We start from the raw sequence: 21154 nt of genomic DNA on the forward strand, positions 1-21154 counted from the left end.
CCCTCCCTCACACTCTGCCCCCCCCCGCCGCCCTCCCCATCTCCCCCCCCGCGCCCCGCGGGCGCGGGCCCCCGTGGGCCCGCGCCGTCGTGCTGTCCCGGCCCGGGACGCCGAACACGCCCGGGGTCCCGGACATACCCGGGACCCCGGACACGCCCGAGCCCCCGACAGGCCGGCGGGCGGCCGGCATGCCAGGGGCTTCGGAGGGGGATGTGGGCGCGGGAAGCGGACTACTTGAAGCTGATCACCTGGCCGCCGCCCTCACCCGTGTTGCTGCCCAGGCCGACCTGGGTCTGGGTGGTCCTGGCGTCGACCGTGCCCCAGACCTGGCCGTCGGCCGTCACCACGGCCTGGAAGGAACTGTGCACCACCAGCGTGGTGTTCACCTTGCCCTGGGCGTCCGAGACGACGTCCTTGGCAGTGGTCGCGTCACAGCCGTACTTGGTCGGCTCCACGAACGCGCACTGACCGACGTGGAAGACCGTGTTCGGGGTCAGTCCGGACGCGGTGAGGGTGACCTGCTGGCCGTCCGCGAGGCCCGTCGCCGGCGAGACCGAGACGACCGGCGAGGCGGCCATGGCGGCGGGCTGGACGGCGACGGCCAGACCGGCGGCGATGGCGGCGGCGGCGCCGAGACGGGTGACGAGGCCGAGCTTGTTCTTGACGGTCATGTTCTTGACTCCATGTCATGTGTGAGGGGAAGCAGAAGGACGGGGGATCGGGGCTTTTCTCGGGGCCGCATCCCGGTGTCCGCCAATGACGTTAGGGGCCGGTGATCACCCCGGGCATCTTCCAGGTTGCTTCATGCAACTCACTCGGTTCCCGGCGCAGAAGGGCATTCTGCGAGATGCGGCCCACCCGCCCGGAGCGAGACGCTCGGGGGCGGCCTCGCGTGTCCCAGGGCAGCGACGCCAACGCCCCCACCACACTCGACGACGGGAAGAACAGGCACATGACTGCAGGCGGTGCTCCCAAGGCCGGGCGGAAGGAGTGGATCGGGCTGGGAATCCTCGCCCTGCCCACCCTGCTCGTGGCCCTCGACGTTTTCGTACTGCTCCTCGCCCTGCCGCATCTGAGTGCGGACCTCGGCGCGAACAGCAACCAGCAGCTGTGGATCATGGACATCTACGGCTTCATGGTCGCCGGTTTCCTGGTGCCCATGGGCACCCTCGGCGACCGCATCGGCCGCCGCAAGCTGCTCCTGATGGGCGGCGCGGCCTTCGGCGCCGCCTCCCTGCTCGCCGCGTTCGCCACCAGCCCCGGCATGCTGATCGCCGCCCGGGTGCTGCTGGGCATCGCCGGCGCCGCGATCAGCCCGTCCACGCTGGCGCTGATCTCCACCATGTTCAAGGACGAGAAGCAGCGGGCCACCGCGATCGGCCTGTGGGCCAGCTGCTTCACCCTCGGCGCCATCATCGGCCCCATGCTGGGCGGCGTCATGCTGGAGCACTTCTGGTGGGGCTCGCTCTTCCTGATGGGCGTGCCGGTGATGGTCCTGCTGCTGATCACCGGACCGAAGGTGCTGCCCGAGTCCGCCAACCCGGAGGCGGGCGGCATCGACCTGCCGAGCGTCGCCCTCAACCTGGGCACCACCATCCCGGTCATCTACGGCATCAAGGACCTGGCCCGCAACGGCTGGCACCCGCTGCCCGTCGCCGCCATCGTCCTCGGCGTCGTCCTCGGCACGCTCTTCGTCCGCCGCCAGCGCACGCTGACCTCCCCGCTGCTCGACGTGACCCTCTTCCGGCACGGCCGCTTCAACGCCTCGCTGCTCGGCCTGCTCGCCTACAGCCTCATCGGCGGCACGGTCATGCTCCTGATGACCCAGTACTTCCAGGCCGCCCAGCGCATGAGCCCGTTCGACTCCGGTCTCGGCCTGCTGCCGGGCATGGCGGCGGCGACCGTCTCCTTCATGGTCTGCCCGATCATCGCCCGCAAGGTGCGCCCCGCCTACGTCATCGGCGCGGGCCTGGTCGGCGTGGTCACCGTCCTGCTGGTCTTCTCCCAGCTGAGCGCCGACTCGGGTACGACCACCCTCGTCGTCGGCTTCGCCGTGTTCTCCTTCTGCGGCGCCCCGCTGGTCGCCCTCGGCACCAACATGGTCGTCGGCACTGTCCCGCCGGAGAAGGCCGGTTCGGCCGGCGCGCTCTCCCAGATCAGCAACGAGTTCGGTGCCGCCCTCGGCGTCGCGACGCTGGGCACCCTGGGTCTGGCCGTCTACCGCGACCAGATCCACTCCACCGTCCCGGCAGGCGTTCCCGCCGGTGCGGCCGACGCCGCACGCGACAGCGTCTCCGGCGCCGCGGCCGCCTCGCACGGCTTGCCCGGGCAGATGGCCGACGCGCTGATGGAGCCGGTCCGCGCCGCCTTCACCGGCGGCATCCACACCGTCGCGGCCGTCGCCGCCGGACTGATCGCCGTAGCGGGCGTGTTCTTCGTGGCCCTGATGCGCCACATCCCGCCGATCGGCCAGGAGCAGGCCGCCCCGGCCGAGGCGGAGGCCGAGCCGGCGGAGGAGAAGATCCTCGCCGCCTGACGGCCCCCGCTCCGCCCGCACGACGAGCGCCGCCGGACAGCCCCACGAGGCCATCCGGCGGCGCTTGGCGTTCCGGCCGCGTCAGCGCAGCTCGATCCCGGTGTACTTGCCGAGCGCGGTGAGGAATTCACCGCGCGAGAGCGCGGCAGCGACGAGTTCGATGTCGTCGGCCATGTACCGGTCCACGCCCAGCGTGGGCACCAGCGACCGCACCGCGTCGTACGTCGCCTGCGAGGCTGGGCTCAGCTCGTCGTAGCGTCGGGAGACGTCGACCGCCTGGGCGGCGGCGAGGAACTCCACCGCCAGGATCCGGTTGTTGTTGCCCAGCACCCGGCGGGCGTTGCGGCCCGCGATCAGGCCCATGCTCACCACGTCCTGGTTGTCGCCGTTGGACGGTACCGACTGGGTGGAGGCCGGCCCGATCGTCCGGTTCTCCGCGACCAGCGCCGTCGCCGGGTACTGGGCGCCGGCGAACCCGCAGTTCAGACCGGGGTTCGCGGCCACCAGGAACTCCGGCAGGCCATAGCTGAGATGACGGTTCAGCAGTCGGTTGAGCTGCCGCTCGGCGAGCACACCGAGCTGGGTGAGCGCGATGGTGACGAAGTCCAGGACGAAGGCGATCGGCTGGCCGTGGAAGTTCGCGCCGTGGAAGATCTCCTGGCCCTCGAAGAACAGCGGGTTGTCGTTGGCCGAGTTGAGCTCGATCTCCAGCTTGTCCTGCGCGTGGTAGAGGGTGTCGCGCACCGCGCCGAGGATCTGCGGGACGGCCCGCAGCGTGTACGCCTTCTGGAGGTAGGTGTCGGTGCGCTGGACGTCCCGGCCGTCCTCCTTGACGTCCTGCACCTGCCGGCGCAGCTCCGCGTGCTCCTCGATCAGCCGGCTGCCTGCCAGCAGGGCCCGTATGTTGGCGGCCGAGTCGATCTGCCCGCGGTGCGGACGGGCCACGTCGTGACCCTCGGCGAGGAACGGGCTGGCCGAGCCGCGCAGGACGTCGTTGAGCAGGGCCGAGACCAGCTCGGCCTGCCGGGTCTGGGCCAGGGCGCGCTGCACGACCAGCGAGCCGAGACCCGTCATCGCCGACGTGCCGTTGATCAGCGCGAGCCCCTCCTTGAACTTCAGCCGCAGCGGCTCGATGCCCTCCTCGCGCAGCACCGTCGCCGTCTCCACCCGCCGACCGTCCCGGAGCACGTACCCCTCGCCGATCAGCGTGCTCGCCAGGTGCGACAGGGGTACGAGGTCACCGCTGGCGCCCAGCGAGCCGATCTCCGGAATCGCCGGGACGATGCCCCGGTTCAGATACAGCGCCAGGCGCTCCAGGATCTCCGGGCGCACCGCGGAGTGCCCCTTGGCCAGGGTGTTGAGGCGGGCCGCCACGATGGCCCGGGCCTCGTCCTCGGCGAACAGCGGCCCCACCCCGGCACTGTGACTGCGCACCAGGTTGGTCTGGAGCTCGACCTCCTTCGACTTGTCGACCTGCATGTAGATCATCTCGCCGTACCCGGTGGTGACGCCGTAGATGGGGACGTTCTGCCCGGCCAGGTCTTCGAGCATCGCCCGGCTGCGCAGGGTCCTGTCGACCGCCTCGGGGGCGACGGCTGCCCGTGCCCCTTCCTCGGCGATGCGCCGGACGGCGTCGATGGTGAGAGTCTGGCCGTCGAAGGCGACGGCGGCGGAAGTCTCGACTGAGGTCAACGCTTTCACTCCAGGCATAGGCGGGGTGATGGAAAGGGTGGGACGAACAGGGGAGCGCGGCCGCGTCCGGGATCAGCTCAGGGCGTCCTCGGCGGCCAGCGCGCGGATGGTGCGGCGCAGCAGCTTCCCGGTCGGATTGCGCGGGAGCCGGGCCGTGAAGGTGATGTCCTCCGGCACCTTGTACCAGGTCAGCGAGGCGCGGCAGGCATCGAGGAGTTCCGCGCGCAGCGTCTGGGCGGCGGTGCCGTCCACTGTGTCGCGCAGGACGGCGTAGGCGCGCAGCACCGAGACGCCGGTGCCGCGCCGCACCGCGCACACCGCGGCCTCCTCGACGGCCGGGTGCGCCATCAGCCGGTCCTCGATCTCCGCCGGGTGGACGTTGATGCCGGCGACGATCTCCACGTCGTCGAGCCGTCCGTAGACCCGGACGAACCCGTCGGCGTCCATCGTGGCGGCGTCATTGGTGGTGAACCAGGTGTCCGTGCCGAGCCGGACCGGGGTGTCCCCACCGCGCGGGACCGGGAGCCCGATGGTCGGCCCCGACACCTCCACCCGGCCCTCGACACCCGCCGGGACCGGCCGGCCGGCCTCGTCGACTATCCGCAGCCGGTAAGGAGCCAGGACCCTGCCGAGGGTGAACTCACGTACTGCCTCGGGCCCGTTGGCCAGGACGGCGTGCCCGATCTCGGTCGTGCCGTACACGTTCAGCAGCCGCGGCCCGAGCACCTCGCGCAGCTGCTGCTCCAGGGACTCGGGCAGCACCTCCCCGGCCACCACCGCCACCCGCAGACCGCCCAGCGCCCGCGGGGCGTCGGGGTGGCCCAGCATGTGCGCGAAGAAGGACGGCTGGCTGTAGAACACGCTCACGCCGTGCTTCTCCAGAACGGCCAGCGCGTCGCCCGGTGCGAGCCGCCGGGGAGTGAGCACGGTGACGCCACCGGTCAGCAGCGGAAAGAACAGCGAATTGCCCAGCCCGTAGGCGAAGTTCATACGGGGCACCGAATAGCTCACGTCGGCGGCGCTCACCCCCACGGCACCACCGGCCGCCCGCACCAGGACCTCCGGATCGCCATGGGTGTGGAAGCACAGCTTGGGACCGCCGGTCGTGCCGGAGGTGAACGCCGCGAACGCCGGGGTGTCCCGCGAGACCGGGGCGTACGGCGGCGGCGCCACGGCGTCGCCGTACAGGGCGTCCGGCGTGAGCAGCGGCGCCGTGAACCGGTCCGCGAACTCGGCGTCCGCCACGACGGCCGCGGGCTCGGCGACGAGTGCCGCGCGCCGCATCTCCTCAGGGTGGAACATGGAGTTGACCGGCACGGCCACGGCCCCGATGCGCAGCGCACCGAGGAACGCCCACACGAACTCGATGCCGTCCGGCAGGGCGATCAGGATCCGGTCGCCACGCCCCAGTCCACGGGAGACGAACGCGGCGGCGGCCCGTGCCGCGCCCGCGTACACGTCCTCGAAGCGGTACACGCTGTCGCCGACGTGGTACGCGGGCCGTTCCAGCCAGCCCCGGGACAGGGCGGTGTCCGCCAGCCGCTGCGCGAAGTTGGTCATCGGCATATCCCTTCGATCTCCACCAGCAGGTCGGGGCGGCACACGTCGACGTTGAAGAAGGCGACGTCCCGGCCCGCCCCCAGCGCCTTCGCGCAGTGGGCGCGGACCGCGGGCAGGTGGCCGGCGTCGCGGACGTAGACCTTCACGCAGTCCAGATCGGTCAGGCGGAAACCGCCCGCCAGTTCGTGCCGGCCGAGGTTCTCGGGCGCGATGAGCGCCTCGATGTTGGCGAGGGTGACGGCGCACTGCCGCTCGACGTCGCCGGGATGGACGGTGTCGTCGCCGATGATGCTGGCCGTACCCGACACATAGAGCACCGGCCGGCTGCCGTCGGCCGGTTCCAGGAGGGTGGCGCGGGCGAAGCTGGGCGACTTCGGCCCGTACCGGTCCGGATACCGGTGCGCCGGGGTCTGGCGCGGATTCTCCAGGTGCCGGGTCCGGCCGTCGCGGCAGGCCAGGAAGTACATGTCGATGCCGGGGCGCAGGGAGCCGATGCCGGTGGCCGCCGGCATACCCGCGATCCGCCCCGACCAGGACTCGAACGCCTGGGCGCGGCCCACGCAGAAGTCCCGGTAGTTCTCCATGCCCTCGCCGTTGGGGCCGGTGATGGCTCCCACGAGGTTCCACATGCGCAGCAGTTCCGGGTAGCCGAGCCGCCACATGAGCGTGAACGCCGCCTCGTACACCGCGCGCACCGTGTCGCGGTAGACGTCCCGCTCCTCGACGCGTACCGCGCACAGGAAGTGCTCGCCGTCCTCGGCATACACCAGGTCGCCGTCCCGGCCGTGGCGCACCGGCTGGTCGGTGGTCCACACCTCGGTGATCCGTTCGTCGCCCGCGGCGGCCATGGCCAACCGGGCCAGAGGGGCGCCGTCGTGCAGCTGCGGGGGCCTGCCGCCATGGCCGTAGGTCACCCTGCCGAGCACGTGCCGGCCGGCGGTGCGGGCCCGTTGGTCGTCGCCGGGCCTGACGAAGAGGCAGTCCAGGGCGGCCGTACGGGTCGTGTCCGGGTGCGTGACTGTCACGATGTCCTTCCCGCCGCGTCGCGCGCGGCATGGGCGGGTGGTCGAAGGTCCGGCGCCCGGCCGTCGGCAGGCTGCCAGGGCAGGTCCCGGGCGGCGAAGCCGTCCGCGTCCACCCACAGCGCCCGCAGCCCGCGCAGTGCGACGGAGGGCCGGTAGGACGTGCTGCCGAGGGCGAACCGCGCACCGGCGACGCGCTGGACGAAGCGCACGAGCACGGTCCGCGCGATCAACCGGGCCAGCGGCGCCCCGGGGCAGTGGTACGGGTCCGCGCCGAACGCCAGGTGCGGCGCGCCGCCTTCCGGGGCGAAGACGTCGGGGGCCGGGGTGAGCGCAGGGTCGCGATGGGCCGCCGCGAGCAGCAGCACCATCACGGTGCCGCGCGGGACGCGCGTCCCGCACAGGTCGAGGTCGGTGCCGGCCAGGCGCTGCAGGACCTGCACCGGCGGGTCGACACGGAGGGTCTCCTCCACCAGGCGGTGCGCGCGCCGGGGGGCGCGGCGCAGCGCGTCGATCTCGTGCGGGGCGCGCAGCAGCGCCAGCACGCCGCACGAGACGAGGGCGGCGGTGGTCTCGTACCCGGAGGCGAGCAGCAACCGGGCGGCCGACGTGGCCTCGGCATCGGTGAGCCGTTCCCCGTGTCCGTCGGCCCGGACCAGCCGGGACAGCAGGTCGTCACCGCCGGCCCGGCCGCGCCGCTCGCGGACCGCTTCGGCGAGGTAGGTCTCCAGCTCGGCCTCGGCGAAGCGGCGCTCGGCCAGGCGCGCGGGGTTCTGGGCGCCGGTCAGCGGCAGGTCGTGAGCCGCGCCGAGTGCGGTGAGCCGCCGGTGCAGCCACTGGGCGTCACCGGCCGGAAGGCCCAGCAGCCGGGACAGGACGGCCATGGGCACCGGGTGCGCCAGGTCGCTGACCACCTCGAGACGGCCACGGGCCGCCACCGAGTCCAGGCGGTCGTCGACGAGGGAGCGCACGAGGGGCGCCAGGTCCGCCGTCGCGTCCGCGCCCAGGACGCGTTCCAGCACACCGTGCGGCCCGGCCACCGCGACCGGGCAGCCGCCGACGGAGGCCGGCGCACGGTCGGCCGCGCGCAGGGCGGCGGCGCAGTGCGCGTAGGAGGACAGGACGACCACGTCGTCACCGAGCCACACCGGTCCCGCCTCGCGGATGCGGTTCAGCACGGGATACGGGTCGACGTGGACGTCACCGCTCAGGAACCGCAGCACGAGGGAGCGGGCCTCGTCATGGCCGGCTTCGCCCTCGAAGGTCAGGTGCATCGCCGAACGACCGCTTTTCATCGCACAGCCTTTCTGCGTCTGCTTGCGTCGGCAGAATGTGCGGGCCGTCCTGACCGTGTCCACGGCGAGTTGCGCAAGCCTGCGCGGCCCTCGGCGGCCGGCGGCGACTTGGCCATGTCCGCTTGCCGACCGCCGTGCGCTGCTCGTGGGATGTCCCGCAGGACACGCGTGGAGGGGACAGGCACACATGACGGAACTCGTCGACCGGCAGCCCGCGGCACGGTTCGAGAGGCACGAGCACGGGGGCGGCGGGCACAGCCCCGCCCCGCCACCGCCCAACCCGCGCCGTCGCCTGGCGCTGGTACTCCTGCTGGTCGGACCCTTCCTGTCGCTGTTCGACCAGTTCTGCGTCAATCTCGCGGCGCCGTCCATCAACCAGTCGTTCCGGCTGACGCCGTTCGAGTTCCAGGCCGTGGTGGGCGGATACGGGCTGGTCTACGGACTCGGGCTGATCACCGGCGGACGGCTCGGCGACCTGTTCGGACGGCGGCGCATGTACCGGGCCGGCATCGCGGTGTTCGCGCTGACCACGCTGGCCTGTGCGCTCGCCTACTCGCCCGGCTCGCTCATCGCGGCCCGGCTCGCCCAGGGCGCGGCCGCCGCGGTCCTGCAGCCGCAGGTACTGGCCCTGATCCGGACCCAGTTCCCGCCCGCCGAGCAGCCCAGGGCGCTGTCCTGGTTCGCGGTGTCGATGAGCCTCGGCATGGTGCTCGGCCAGATCCTCGGCGGCGCCCTGCCCGCCTGGGACGTGTTCGGTCTCGGCTGGCGCCCGGTGTTCCTGGTGGCCGTGCCGCTCTGCCTGGCGGTGTTCCTGCTGCTGCCCGCCACCCTGGACGCCGACCGGCCCGCCCTGGCCGGGAAGGGCGCCGACGTGACCGGCGCGGTGCTCAGCGCGGTGTCGGTGGCCCTGGTCCTGCTGCCGCTCGCCGCCGTCCGGCAGTGGCCGTTCCTGCCCACCGGGCTGGCGCTGTGCGCATCGGGCTGCGTCCTGGCGGCCGTGTTCGTACGCAACCAGCGCGCCAGGGTGCGCCGGGGACAGCCGGCGCTGCTGCCGGTGGACCTGTTCTCCGTACCCGTCTTCGTGCACGGGGTCCTGCTCAACTTCCTGCTCTACATGGCGAGCGTGCCCTTCGCCGTCGTCCTCGCCCTGTACCTCCAGGACGAGGCCGGGCTCAGCTCCGCCGAGGCCGGGCTGACGTTCACCCCCGCCGCCGTCGCCATCGCCGTCGGCTCACGGTTCGCCGTCCCGCTGCGGGCGCGGTTCGGCGAGCGCGTCCTCGTCCTCGCGGCCGCTCTGATCGCCCTCGGTCTCGCCGCCGCACCGGCCGCCGCCGGCCTCACGTCCGACGGCGCCTCCATGGCCGTACTGCTCACCGGCATGGCCGTGTACGGGCTCGGCAACGGCATGATCGTGCCGCTGCTGACCGGGGCCGTGATGAGCAGGGTGCCGCCGAAGGACGCGGGAGCCGGGGCCGGTGTCCTGGCGACCACGCAGCAGCTCGCCGCGGCGCTCGGCATCGCCGTCGTCGGCATCGTCCTCTACCCGTCGTCGGCCGCACTGCCGCTGCGGTACACACCGGCGATGGTCGCCGAGGTCGCGATCGCCGCGCTCGCCGTGGTCCTCGCCGGTCGGCTGGTCACCGTCCTGCGCCGGCACGGAGCGAACTGACCACGGCCTCAGCCGATGTCGAGACCGGCCCGGAACCACTCCTCCGCGACCCGGATCCGGGCCTCCGCCTCGGCCCGGTCCGCGCCGGTGACGATGAACGCCGCGAGGAAGTCCCCGGAGTGCGCGGCGTCCTGGACGGTCTGTCCGACCTCGGCGTACGTCGTGTACTTCACGACACCCAGCGGCAGGGTCGCCGGGTCCGGCAGCGACCGCAGCACACCGGGCCGCTTCGTGAACAGCAGCTGACCGGCGAGGCGTTCGGGGTCCCGGCGCTCGCCGGCCGCCACGGGCAGGCCGAGCTGGCGGCGGACCGGGTACTCCATCGGGTCGAAGCCGAACAGCACCCGCTGCACGTCCCGCACCCCGGCACCGCCCGCCCGGGAGGCCGCCTCGCACAGCACCAGTTCGCCGTCGGTGGTGTGGAACACCTCGATGTGGAAGGCGAAGTGCTCCGGCCCGCCGAACGCCTCCAGCACCCGCTCGCCGAACGCGACCAGCCGGCGGGCCAGCGGGTCGGCGACGTCCAGGGCGATGTCCACACGGCCCTTGCGGTCCCGGAAGTCGGCCAGGGCGTACTGGTACTGCGAGGGCCACAGCGTGGCGATCCGCCCGTCCAGGACCGTGCCGTCGATGTGGCACATGGAGCCCTCGACGAACGCCTCGGCCAGCCACTGCGGGGTGCCGTCCGCGTCGAACAGCTCCACCTCCCCGAGCCGGGCCCGCAGTTCCTCCCGGGTGCGCAGCACGGACACACCGATGGACAGCACGCCCTTGCGGGGCTTGAGCACGACGGGGAAGCCGTGCCGGTCGGCGAAGGCGTCGAGGTCCCCGGCCGAACGCAGCAGCACATGGTCGGCGACGGGTATCCCGGCGCGCGTCGCGGCCTGTTTCATCTCCCACTTGTCGCGGTACACCCGCGCGGAGTCGGGCCGCTGGCCGGGCAGGCCGTAGCGCTCGCGCAGGATCGCCGCCCGCTCGATGTCGAACTCCTGGCAGGCGACGACGTCGGTGACGCCGAACTCCTCGACGAGTTCGGCCGCGCGCGCCAGGACGTGCGCTCCGGTGTCGTAGTCCGCCAGCACCTCGGCGTGCAGGTACGGCGCCCTGACGGGCAACTCCTCACCGAACAGGGCCAGTTGCTCGGCCGAGCCCAGCAGGACGAGCTTCTCGCCGTGGTCGGCGAGCCACCGCTCGTAGGGATTGGCGCGCAGCGAACCGCGGTGCAGGACGAGCGTGGTCATGCGGAGGTCCCTTCGTTCCAGATGCTGACGTACCGCTCCCCGGTGTCGGGCAGCACGGTGACGATCGTCCGGCCGGCGTAGGCGGGGTCCCGGGCCAGCACCGTCGCCGCGTGCACGGCGGCACCGGAGGAGAGCCCGGCGAAGACGGCCTGCTCCCGGGTGAGCGCGCGGGCGGTGCTGAGGGCCGCCTCGTCGGAGCAGGTGAGCACCCGGTCGATGAGCGAGACGTCCGTGGTGGGGGAGACGAAGCCGCCGTTCAGACCGGGGATGCGATGGGTGCCGCCGTGGCCGAGGGAGAGGACGGGCGAGCCCTCCGGCTCCACGGCGACGATCTCCAGCGCGGGATTGTGTTCCCTCAGGAAGCGGCCGGCGCCGGTGAGGGTGCCGCCGGTGCCGACGCCCGCGACCAGGACGTCCACCCGGCCGCCGGTGTCCGCCCAGATCTCCGGTCCGGTGCTCTCGTAGTGGGCCCGGACGTTGTCGGGGTTCTCGTGCTGGCGCACGTACCAGGATCCGGGGGTGGCGGCCTGGATCTCCTCGGCCTTGGCGATGGCGCCGGCGAACCCCTCGGCGCTGGGCGTCTGCACGATCTGTGCGCCGAGCGCCGTCAGCAGCCCGATCCGCTCGGGCGTGGCGCTGTCGGGCAGCACGACCACGCAGCGGTAGCCGCGCCGGGCGCACAGCGCGGCCAGGGCGATGCCGGTGTTGCCTGAGGTGGACTCCACCACGGTGCCGCCGGGCCCGAGGTCGCCGCGCAGCTCGGCGCCGCTGAGCATGGCGAGCGCCGCGCGGTCCTTGCTGCTGGCGAAGGGGTTGGCGGACTCCAGCTTGGCGAGGACCTCGGTGCCGGGGGCGGCGCCGGGGACGGTGAGGCGGACCAGGGGGGTGCGTCCGATGAGTTCTTCGAGGTCGGCGGCGACGCGCCGGACGGCGGTCGCCGGGGGTAGGGCGGTGGTCATGGCCAACTCCTGCTTCGGGAAGGGCGTACGGGGCGAACGGGGCGTACGGTCACCAGGAGCCCGCCGAGGCGAGCAGGCGCACGGCGTCGGGCTGTGGGCCGCTCACCTCGTGGGCGCCGGGCGCGGTGTCCGGCACCGGTCGCAGCCCGGGGCCGGGACGGACCACGGAGCGCGGGGCGTACACCCGCGCCCCGGGCGGCAGATCCTCGGTGACGGTGGCCATCGCGCCGATCAGGGCCCGGTCGCCGATGGTCACGGGACCCAGCACGGTCGCGTTCGCGCCCAGCACCACCCCGTCGCCGACGACCGGGTGCCGACGGGCGCCCGGCGGACGGAGGTTGTCGGTCCACCACCCCACCGCGCCCAGCGTCACCTGCTGATAGATGGTCACGTCGTCGCCGACGACGGCGGTCTGCCCGATCACCACGGACGCGCCGTGGTCGATGAAGACACGGCGGCCCAGCACCGCACCGGGATGGATCTCGACACCGGTGCGGCGGCGGGCGGTCCGCGCGATGAGGCTCGCGGCCGTCCGCAGCCGCCGCCGGTACAACCGGTGCGCCACCCGGTGCGCCCACACGGCGGACAGCCCGGTGTGGCCGACGGCCGCCAGGCGGCTGGACAGGGACGGGTCGCGGGCGACGACGACGGCGAGATCCTCGCCCAGCGTGCGCAGCAGCGAGAGTTCCTCGGGCATGCGGCCGACTCCTTCCGGCGAACCCGCCGCTCAGGCGGCCCGGGCCGGCACGGGTGCCGCCGCGGGCTCGACGTGGATACGGATCTCCTCGCGCACCAGGCGCTCGCACAGCTGCACCGCACCGTCGGTGTCGGCGGCGGTGACGACGACGCTGCCGAGCCGGTCCCAGTTGTCGCCCAGCGGCCGTACGGTGTCGCCCGGGCGCACGGAGACCTGCGCGGCCAGCACGTCCGGCCGGGCCCGGACCCGCTCCACGCCGCTCACCGCGGTGACGGTGCCCGGCTCGCGCACCACGGCCCGCATGACGGCCGCGGCCTTCGGCTCCGGCGGCGCGGCGAGCGGCTCGGTGAGCCCGAGGGGCCAGGCGGCGCCGTAGGCGATCATGTCGATGCCGTAGGCCGCCTCGACCAGTTCGACGATGTGGTCGCCGCCGAGCCGGTTGTGGGACTCGATGACCACGGGGCCGCGCGAGGACAGCCGGATCTCGGTGTGGCTGGGGCCGTCGGTGACACCCATGGCGGTCAGGAACTCCTCGACCGCGCCGGTCAGCCGCTGCCGGTCGGTGTCTGCCAGCCGGGCGGGCACCGCGTGCCCCAGCTCCGCGAAGTGCTCCTCGGCGGTCAGCTTCTCGGTGACGGCGACGACGACGTGCCGGCCGGCGAAGCTGAGCGCCTCGACGCTGAACTCGGGACCGTCGATGTAGGACTCCATCAGGAAGCCGTCGACGGTGAACATGGTCGAACCGCGGTCCGTGCGGCCGCCGTCCAGCTCCCTCACGCGTGCCCACACCCGATCCAGGTCCTGCGGGCTCTCGGCCCGGAGCAGGCCGAACCCCGCGGTCGTGGAGACCGGTTTGACGATGAAGGGGTAGCCGGCCCGCTCGCCGAAGGCGTCGAGCGAGGCCCGGTCGGACACCCGGGCGGCGTGCGGCACCGGCAGGCCCCGCTCGGCGAGATGGCGGCGCATCAGCCACTTGTCGCGCATCCGGCGGCTCACCTCGTGCCGGTGGCCGTCGGTCAGCCCGAACCGGTCGCCGAGCCGGCTCGCCGGGTTCAGTCCGGGCTCGGTGAGCGAGACCACGGCGTCCACACCGTGGACGGCATGCGCCGCCTCGGCGTACGGCCGTACGGTGTCCCAGTCGGTGTAGTCGACGACGAGCAGCTCGTCGACGGCGCGCATCTGGTGCTCGGTGACCTTGTCGGGGTGCTGGATCAGGACGACCTTGACGCCGAGCGCCGTGAAACGGTCCACGTGGGCGTCGACGCCGCCGATCAGCAGCACGGTCTTGCGGGTGCTCATCGAAGGGCTCCCTTCGGGGTGGCCAGGGCGGCCTCGCGGACGTCGGCGCGCAGCAGCCCGCGGACCCGGGCGATACGGGCCCGGGCCTCGGCGGGCGACTCGGCGTCGACGACGACGTAGCCGTGGCGGGTGAACGAGTTGGTGGTGGGCGGCAGTTCGTCGCCCGGCTGGAACGGGAAGTGCAGCGCCTGGACGAAGGGCAGCGCACGGATGGCGTCGATCCCCGCGACGGACTCCAGCCGTCCGGCGGGCAGGAAGAAGAAGCCGACGGAGGCGGTGTGCCGCGGGGACGGCGGCTCGACGGGAGCCCCGGCCAGCGTGCGGAAGATCGCGGCCTCGATGTCGTAGTCGGACGCGGTCTCGATGAGCAGCGGTATGCGGTCGCCGCCCAGCCGGGTCTGCGACTCCACGATGCGCGGGCCGTGCGCGGTCAGCACGACCTCGGTGTGCGCGGGCCCGAAGCGATAGTCGGCCAGGTCGAGCAGTCCGATCACGACCGCGTGCAGGGCGGCCCGTTCGCCGGGGTCCAGCGGGGCCGGGTGGACGTGCGCGGTCTCGATGAAGAAGGGCGCGCCCGTGGTCTGCTTCGCGGTGATGCCGATGACATGGTGCTCGCCGTCGGCGGAAAGGGTCTCCACGCTGTACTCGGGGCCTTCGAGGTACTCCTCGACCAGGTAGGGGCCGGCGAGAGCGGCCTCGGTGACGCGGGCGGTCCACTCCTGGAGGTCGTCGGCGTCACGGATCAGCGCGATGCCGCGACTGCCGGACGCGCGGGCCGGCTTGACCACGACGGGCAGCGGCAGCCCGGCCACGGCGGCGGCGACCTCCTCGGCGGTCCCCGCCGTCTGCGCGCGCACCGGCGACAGACCGTGCGCGGCGAGCAGCGCCCGCATCGCGGCCTTGTCGTTGAGGGCGCCGACCGCGGCGGCCGGGTTGGGGGAGACACCGAGCGCCTCGGCCTCCGCGAGGGCCGGTGGCATCGACTCCTCCGCGCCCAGGTGCAGCACGGTGCCGATGTCGTGGGCGCGGACCGTCTCGGCGATCAGGGCGCGCAGGCCGGCCTCGTCACCGAAGTCGGTCAGCAGCAACTCCTGTGCGTGCGCGGCGACTTCGTCGAGGTACTGCTGCTCGCGCAGGGAGGGGTCCCAGATCGCCCAGACCTCGAAGCCCGCCTCGGCGGCCTTGCGGACGAACTGGCTGTAGGGCATCACCATCAGCAGGCGCCGGGATGCGGCGGTGCGGTTCATCAGGGGCTCCGTTCGGATACGGGCAGGCCGGTGGGCGGGCGGGGCGGGGCGTCAACGAGCCGGATATGGCGGCGACTTCACGAAGAAGCACCGAGCGTCCGGCGAGTGCTTCGGGGGCGGGGGCGGATCGGTATCGTTCTGTCAGACGTCGGGACGGACTCGGTCGGGAGCGCCGTCCCTGTCAGGCACGGTCCTGCACGTTCCTGCACGGTCAGGCGTGGCACGTGGCCCGGAACCCGGGTGCGGCCGAGGCCGGGTCAGTCGCCGATGCGGTGGAAGCGGGTGACGGTACGTGCCGCCTGCACGGTGAGGACACGACCGAGCGCCTCGGGGTCGTGCAGGTCGCCCGTGTCCAGCAGGACCCGGGCGCGGGCCGCACCCAGGGCGCGCAGTTCGGCGAGCCCCGCGGTGAGCAGGGCGTAGCCGATGCCCAGTCCGCGGAAGGCGGGGGCGACCGCGAGTTCCAGGACGCGTCCCTCCTTGCCGTCGGCGGCCTGGGTCAGGACATAGCCGGTCGCACGGCCGGTGACCTCCATCAGCAGTACCGCACCACCCGCCTCCCGCAACCGCCGCAGGCGGGCGTCGAAGAGAACCGGATCCTCGGTCTTGGGGCCCTTGCCGCGGCTGGTCAGATGGATGGTGTGCAGGGCGCCGAGATCGTCCGGGCCGGCCCGCCGGATGGTTCCCCCGTCGGGGAGCACGGGCGGCAGCGGCGGCACCGTCAGATCGATCGTGTACTGGCCGGCGGTGGCACCGGGGCTGAACCCGGCCTCCCGCAGGACCGAGGGAACCACCTCGTCACCGCTCAGCACGCCGCTGACGGTGAGGGCATACCGGATGCCCTGCCGGGCGGCGAGTTCGTCGGCCCGGTCCAGGAGCCGGGCCAGCAGGGTGCGGGCCGCGCTCTCGGCGTGCCGGCCCGGCCGCACGGTCAGCGCGGCGTCCAGGGTGCCGCCTTGCGCGGTCAGCGCCGCCCAGGCGAACACCTGGCCGTGGGGGCCGGTCAGGCACCAGCTGTTGTCCTCGTAACCGGGATGGCCGGTCTCCAGGAGGATGTCCTCCCGGGTGTAGGTGGCCACTCCCGTGGCGTGCTCCTCGTAGGAGCGCACCAGGTCGACCAGGCTGTCAAGCGATACCTCGCTCGGCGGTCTGACGGTGAAGCGGTCCTGCTGGGTCATGGGTCGTGTCCCCCTTCCTGGGAGAGTCGCATCCGGCGGCCGGGCCGGAGCGTTCGGGTCGCCGGCGCCGGGTCGGCGGCGCCGGCGTGGGCCGGGAGTGGACGAGGTCGGGCAGGGAAAGGGCGCCGGACGCGGAGTTGTTCCGGAACCAGGCGACGGTGCGTGCGAGGCCGTCGGCGAGGGGAGTCCGGGGCGTCCAGCCCAGCTCCCGGCGGGCGGCCGAGATGTCCGGCCGGCGCAGCCGCGGGTCGTCCTGCGGTCGGGCGACGAAGGTCACCGGACTCGACGACCCGCAGATCCCGCGGATCGTCAGCGCGAGCCGGCGCATGGTCACCTCCTCGGGGTTGCCGAGGTTGACCGGACCGGGAACGCCCGCCTCCAGGGCCCTGACGAGCCCCGTCACCAGGTCGTCCACGTAGCACAGGGAGCGGGTCTGGCTTCCGTCGCCGGTGACCGTCAGCGGCAGGCCGGCCAGCGACTGCGTGACGAAGGCGGGCACGGCCCGGCCGTCGTCGGCGCGCATCCGCGGACCGTAGGTGTTGAAGATCCGCACGATGGTGGTGCGCACACCGCGGGTGCGCCGGTAGGCCATGGTCAGTGCCTCGCCGAAGCGCTTGGCCTCGTCGTAGACGGAGCGCGGGCCGACCGGGTTGACGTTGCCCCAGTAGCTCTCGGGCTGCGGGTGCACCTGGGGATCGCCGTACACCTCGGAGGTGGACGTCAGCAGGAACGCGGCGCCGTCGCGGCGGGCCAGCTCCAGGGCGTTGCGGGTGCCGTACGAGCCCACCAGCAGCGTCTCCACCGGCAGCCGCAGATAGTCGCGGGGCGAGGCGGGGGAGGCAAGGTGGTACACGGCGTCGACCCGGCCGGAGACATCCAGGCCCGCGGTCACGTCCTGGTGCACGAAGCGGAAACCGGGGTGGTCGAGCAGGTGCGCGATGTTCCCGGCGCGGCCGGTGGACAGGTCGTCCACGCAGACGACCTCGTCGCCGCGCGACAGTAGCCGCTCGCACAGGTGCGATCCGACGAAACCCGCGCCCCCGGTGACCACTGCTCGCACGGTTCTCCCCCTCCTGATGACTGTCTCGGTCTGCTGCCGCGGTGCCCTGCCGGCGCCGCTCACGGCCCGCCCGTGCGGGCAGTGGCCGGGGCCGCGGACAGCACGGCCACCGGCAGGGCCGACAGCTCCGGCAGCCGGCCGGGATCGGCCAGCACGTGCAGGCCGTCGTCGCCCCGCACCTCGAACCCGGCGTTCAGGAACAGCTCCCGCGCAGGGGTGTTGCGGTCCGTGGCGACGATCCTGCCGACGAGCCCGGCCAGCAGCGCGCGCCGCCCGCCGACGCCGTCCTCAAGGGCGGCGACCAGGAACGGCACGGCGACGTCGAGGCCGATGACCCGGCAGCTCAGCGCGAACGCCGTCACGGTCCCGCCCCGCACCAGGCAGGCGCCGGTCAGCCCGTAGTCACCGAACCGGTCGGAGACGTACGCGACGTGCAGCCGCGTGTCCGGTTCGGCGAGGACACGCCGCAGTTCCTCCGGGTCGGTGCGCCAGGCCGTCGTCGTGAACTGGTTGGTCCGGTTGAACAGTTCGGCCGCCCGCGCCAGTTGCTCCCGGCCGGCCCTCGCCACCCGCACCCGGACGTCCAGGGAACGCAGGAACGCGTCCCGGTCCAGGTCGGCCCGCAGTTCCTCGCGGCGCAGCATCGCCCGGGTGGTGTCGGTGCGCCGCGCCGCCTCCGCGGTGCGCCGGCCCGCCTCCAGAGCGGGGCTGGACAGCAGCAGCTCGCGGAAGCCGTGCACGGGCCCCTCGGCGATGTGCAGGCCGGGCAGCGCGGCGGCCGCCTCGGCCCGCTCGACGGGGTTGTCGTCCAGGAACAGGACCTGGTCGGGGGTGAATCCCAGCCGTGCGCAGATGTCGGCGATGTTCTCCGGCTTGGGCCGCCAGTTGATGCGGTGCAGGACGAAGTCGTCGGGACCGAGCAGCGGCCGCCCGCCCGCCTCCTCCCACACGCCCAGGGTGGCGTGCGCGTCACCCTTGCTGCAGGTGGCGAGGAGCACCCCGCGGCTCTTGAGCACGGACAGGGCCTGGTGCAGGCCGAGGTGCAGCCAGCGGCTGGTCGCGTCGCCGTCGACCCAGTCGAAGCCGTCGTCGGCGGCGATGCCCGGCCACAGCGTGCCGTCCAGATCGGTCACGACCAGTTTGATCCGGCCGGTGCCGCGGTGGGCGCGCAGACAGGCCAGGTACTCGCCGGCCAGGGCGCGGCCGAGCGCGGGCAGCTGGTGCGGGCGCTCGTCGCCGGGATCTACCGAGCCGCCGTGGTGGCCGAAGGGGAACACGAGGTCGTCGAAGAGCGCGGCGGCGCCGTACCGGGCGACCAGCCGTTCCTCGTCGACCACCATCAGGTTCGGGTGGCTGCGCACGCACCGGTCGATGTGCTGGTTCAGCTCGGCGACCAGCCGCCGCAGACCGTACTCCTCGGCGAAGTCGTACCGGCCGAACGGGGACAGCGCCGGCGGGGCGATGTTGTGGACCAGGCCCAGGGAGCCCTCCAGCGCCTGCGCCAGGGCCCCGACGGCCAGGGTCAGCGCGTTCTTCATCAGCGCCAGCCGGTGCGCCCGCTCCTCGTCGTCGCAGGTGTGCGCGCCGTCGAACAGGCCCGTCAGGAACGGCTGGACACCGGGCTGGTAGACCGTGACATCGGGGCGCGACCGCCGCACCGCACGCGCGAGACCCGCGGAGGGCCCCGGCCACAGGTGTTCGGTACGCACGTCGAGGCCGAGTTCGCGGCCCAGGGCGTGCAGCGGCTCCTCGGTGAACTGTGTGACACAGCCGCCGATCAGCAGCACCCGCACCGCCTCCCCGGCGCCCGAGGCGGCCGCGGCGGTGTCGGACAGGTGCTGGGGCAGTCCGTAACGGGTGGCCGGCCATGACCCGGCAGGGTCCACTGCCGGGTCATGGCCGGAGCTCTCGGGCCGGTCCGCGAACGACGCCCGCAGCACGGCCTCCTCGTCGCAGCCCTCCGGCACGATCAGGTGCCGCTCCACAAGCGCCCGGAGGACGCCCGGGGCGGCCGCACGGTCCGGCGCCAGCTCCGCGAACGCCTCCGGCCCGAAGGCCACGCCCGACAGGGCGCGCACGCACCGCTCCCACGCCGCGTCCAGCACGATCCGCTGCTGGCGCGGTCCATGGGCGAGCAGAATTCCTGAATCAACAACAACCGTGGAGAGGAAAGAGCTGAAACGCAATTCATGGGCGGACACAGCGTTTCTCCTTCCTCTTCACAGAATGTTTTCGAGGTCTATATGTAAACGACGGAATTCGGCACCATGAGCTGTGCACCGCTGCAGTTGTGAATGCTAGTGGCCGCTCAGCCGCGTTCGTTCTCCGAGAATGCTCAGTGGGTTCGCCGCCTTTGAAAGAGAGCACGAACCGAGATGCGCGACCGCGTCCGGGCGGGAGACGCTTCCTGATCGAGCCCGAAGGTCACGGGCGAGTGCAAGGGGGTATGCGCATGCACAGCAGCGTCATCGAGGCGGGTCGCGACACGTCGTCGACCGCGGCCGTGGCGGACACGGTCGTTCCCGGATTTGTCGACACACTCCTGCGACACCGGGACGAATTGCACGACGTCCTCACGCGCGTGGCCACCGCCCAGGCCGCGAGCGACGAACTCTTCCGCTCGCTGCGCGCTCTGTCCGGGGCACCGTGGGAAGTGCTGCGCAATGCGCCGCGACGGCTCGGCCGGCTCGCGACCTTCCTGCCGTCGAACAACCTGCTCTACTCCTACGTCCTGTTCGGCGTCATCCCCTCGCTGTACACCGACGAGGTCCGCATCCGGCCCTCGGCACGGGTCGCGCCCGCGGCCATGGCCGTCCACGAGATCCTCGGCCCGCACCTGCGCGGCCCGGACGGCGGACGGATCGTCATGGAGCCGGTCTCGCAACGGCGATTCCTCGCCGACTGCGCCCGCTCCGACGCCGTCGTCTTCACCGGGCAGCCGGACAACGGCCGTGCTGTCGCCGCCGAACTGCCCGGCGACGCACTGCTGCTCACCTTCGGCTCCGGGCCCAACCCGCTGGTCGTCGGACCCGAAGCGGACCCCGACGCGGTCTGCCGCACCGTGCTCGCCGCCCGGCTGTACAACTCGGGCCAGGACTGCCTGTGCACCGACATCGTCTTCGTCCACCGCTCGCTCGTCCGCGAGGTCGTACCCCGGCTCGCCGGGGCGCTCGCCTCGATCCGCGTCGGCGAGCGCGCCGACCCCGCCACCCGGGTGGCGCCGCTGGTCTATCCCGACGCCGTGCAGGAGGCGGCGGCGTTCCTGTCCGCGTACCGCGAGTTCACCGTCCACGGCGGCCGGGTGGACCTCGCCCGCCACGTCGTCGAGCCGACCCTGCTCCACCTGCCCTGGCAGGACGCCTTCCACCCGCCCGAGTTCTTCTCCCCGGTCGTGCTCACCATGGCGTACGACGACCCCCGGCAGATCACCCGCTGGCTGCACTCCGCCGAGGAGCGGGCGCGCGGCATGTACGTCTCCGTCTTCGGCGAGCCCGGCCTCACGGGCGGCACCCGCATCGCGACCAGCGTGGTCTGCGAGGAGCGCATCACCTTCGACGTCGAGGACGGCAACCGTCCCTTCGGCGGCTACGGCCCCCTGGCAGGCAGCGTGCACCGCCACGGCACGGCCACCGGGCGCCCGCTGCTGCTGTCCGCCGAGGCCGCCACAGGGGCCCGGCCGTGAGGGCGGCCCCGGCCCCA

At 73.1% G+C, this 21154-nt stretch carries 16 protein-coding genes; 3 read left to right on the forward strand and 13 right to left on the reverse strand.

What is annotated here, in order from left to right:
- Positions 1–230: 230 nt before the first annotated feature.
- Positions 231–671 (reverse strand): enediyne antibiotic chromoprotein, encoded by a 441-nt coding sequence (locus AB0I54_RS35970; protein WP_363300464.1) that lies wholly within the window; start codon positions 669–671, stop codon positions 231–233.
- A 221-nt stretch (positions 672–892) separates the two neighbouring features.
- Here AB0I54_RS35970 and AB0I54_RS35975 point away from each other — a divergent pair, with 221 nt between their 5' ends.
- Complete coding sequence (locus tag AB0I54_RS35975) at positions 893–2536, forward strand: MFS transporter (protein ID WP_363300465.1); 1644 nt, start codon at positions 893–895, stop codon at positions 2534–2536.
- 81 nt (positions 2537–2617) lie between these two features.
- Here the strand turns inward: AB0I54_RS35975 and cmdF are convergent, their stop codons facing one another.
- The 4 genes from cmdF to AB0I54_RS35995 form a co-directional block, all read right to left on the reverse strand.
- The gene (gene cmdF, locus AB0I54_RS35980; RefSeq protein WP_363300466.1) at positions 2618–4228 is read right to left on the reverse strand and encodes a tyrosine 2,3-aminomutase; all 1611 of its coding nucleotides are present in this window, start codon (positions 4226–4228) and stop codon (positions 2618–2620) included.
- Positions 4229–4300: 72 nt separating this feature from the next.
- On the reverse strand, positions 4301–5788 hold the full coding sequence (locus AB0I54_RS35985) for an AMP-binding protein (RefSeq protein ID WP_363300467.1): 1488 nt from the start codon (positions 5786–5788) through the stop codon (positions 4301–4303).
- Positions 5785–6813: an FkbO/Hyg5 family chorismatase gene (locus AB0I54_RS35990; protein WP_363300468.1), complete on the reverse strand. Its 1029-nt coding sequence runs from the start codon at positions 6811–6813 to the stop codon at positions 5785–5787. The genes AB0I54_RS35985 and AB0I54_RS35990 overlap by 4 nt, the downstream gene beginning before the upstream one ends.
- Positions 6810–8105, reverse strand: a complete 1296-nt coding sequence (locus AB0I54_RS35995) for a cytochrome P450 (RefSeq protein ID WP_363300469.1) — start codon at positions 8103–8105, stop codon at positions 6810–6812. Before AB0I54_RS35995 ends, AB0I54_RS35990 begins: the two co-directional genes overlap by 4 nt.
- Before the next feature lie 187 nt (positions 8106–8292).
- Here AB0I54_RS35995 and AB0I54_RS36000 point away from each other — a divergent pair, with 187 nt between their 5' ends.
- Positions 8293–9774, forward strand: coding sequence for an MFS transporter (locus AB0I54_RS36000; protein ID WP_363300470.1), 1482 nt, complete (start codon positions 8293–8295; stop codon positions 9772–9774).
- 8 nt (positions 9775–9782) lie between these two features.
- On the opposite strand, the gene AB0I54_RS36005 is transcribed toward AB0I54_RS36000, so the two are convergent.
- The 8 genes from AB0I54_RS36005 to AB0I54_RS36040 form a co-directional block, all read right to left on the reverse strand.
- Positions 9783–11015, reverse strand: coding sequence for an ATP-grasp domain-containing protein (locus AB0I54_RS36005; RefSeq protein WP_363300471.1), 1233 nt, complete (start codon positions 11013–11015; stop codon positions 9783–9785).
- Positions 11012–11974, reverse strand: a complete 963-nt coding sequence (locus AB0I54_RS36010) for a cysteine synthase family protein (RefSeq protein WP_363300472.1) — start codon at positions 11972–11974, stop codon at positions 11012–11014. The genes AB0I54_RS36005 and AB0I54_RS36010 overlap by 4 nt, the downstream gene beginning before the upstream one ends.
- Before the next feature lie 49 nt (positions 11975–12023).
- On the reverse strand, positions 12024–12671 hold the full coding sequence (gene epsC / locus AB0I54_RS36015) for a serine O-acetyltransferase EpsC (RefSeq protein ID WP_363300473.1): 648 nt from the start codon (positions 12669–12671) through the stop codon (positions 12024–12026).
- Positions 12672–12701: 30 nt separating this feature from the next.
- The gene (locus AB0I54_RS36020) at positions 12702–13970 is read right to left on the reverse strand and encodes an ATP-grasp domain-containing protein (protein WP_363300474.1); all 1269 of its coding nucleotides are present in this window, start codon (positions 13968–13970) and stop codon (positions 12702–12704) included.
- A complete protein-coding gene (locus AB0I54_RS36025) occupies positions 13967–15217 on the reverse strand; it encodes an ATP-grasp domain-containing protein (RefSeq protein ID WP_363300475.1) in 1251 nt (416 codons plus the stop codon). The genes AB0I54_RS36020 and AB0I54_RS36025 overlap by 4 nt, the downstream gene beginning before the upstream one ends.
- A 257-nt stretch (positions 15218–15474) precedes the next feature.
- Positions 15475–16395 (reverse strand): GNAT family N-acetyltransferase, encoded by a 921-nt coding sequence (locus AB0I54_RS36030; protein WP_363300476.1) that lies wholly within the window; start codon positions 16393–16395, stop codon positions 15475–15477.
- The gene (locus AB0I54_RS36035; RefSeq protein ID WP_363300578.1) at positions 16343–17446 is read right to left on the reverse strand and encodes a UDP-glucuronic acid decarboxylase family protein; all 1104 of its coding nucleotides are present in this window, start codon (positions 17444–17446) and stop codon (positions 16343–16345) included. Before AB0I54_RS36035 ends, AB0I54_RS36030 begins: the two co-directional genes overlap by 53 nt.
- A 68-nt stretch (positions 17447–17514) precedes the next feature.
- Entirely contained in the window at positions 17515–19656 is a 2142-nt protein-coding gene (locus AB0I54_RS36040; RefSeq protein ID WP_363300477.1) for an HAD-IIIC family phosphatase, read from the reverse strand.
- Positions 19657–19907: 251 nt separating this feature from the next.
- Here AB0I54_RS36040 and AB0I54_RS36045 point away from each other — a divergent pair, with 251 nt between their 5' ends.
- Positions 19908–21137, forward strand: coding sequence for an aldehyde dehydrogenase family protein (locus tag AB0I54_RS36045; RefSeq protein WP_363300478.1), 1230 nt, complete (start codon positions 19908–19910; stop codon positions 21135–21137).
- The last annotated feature ends 17 nt before the right edge of the window (positions 21138–21154 follow it).

It is taken from the genome of Streptomyces sp. NPDC050625, assembly GCF_040654755.1.
Classification (GTDB): Bacteria; Actinomycetota; Actinomycetes; order Streptomycetales; family Streptomycetaceae; genus Streptomyces.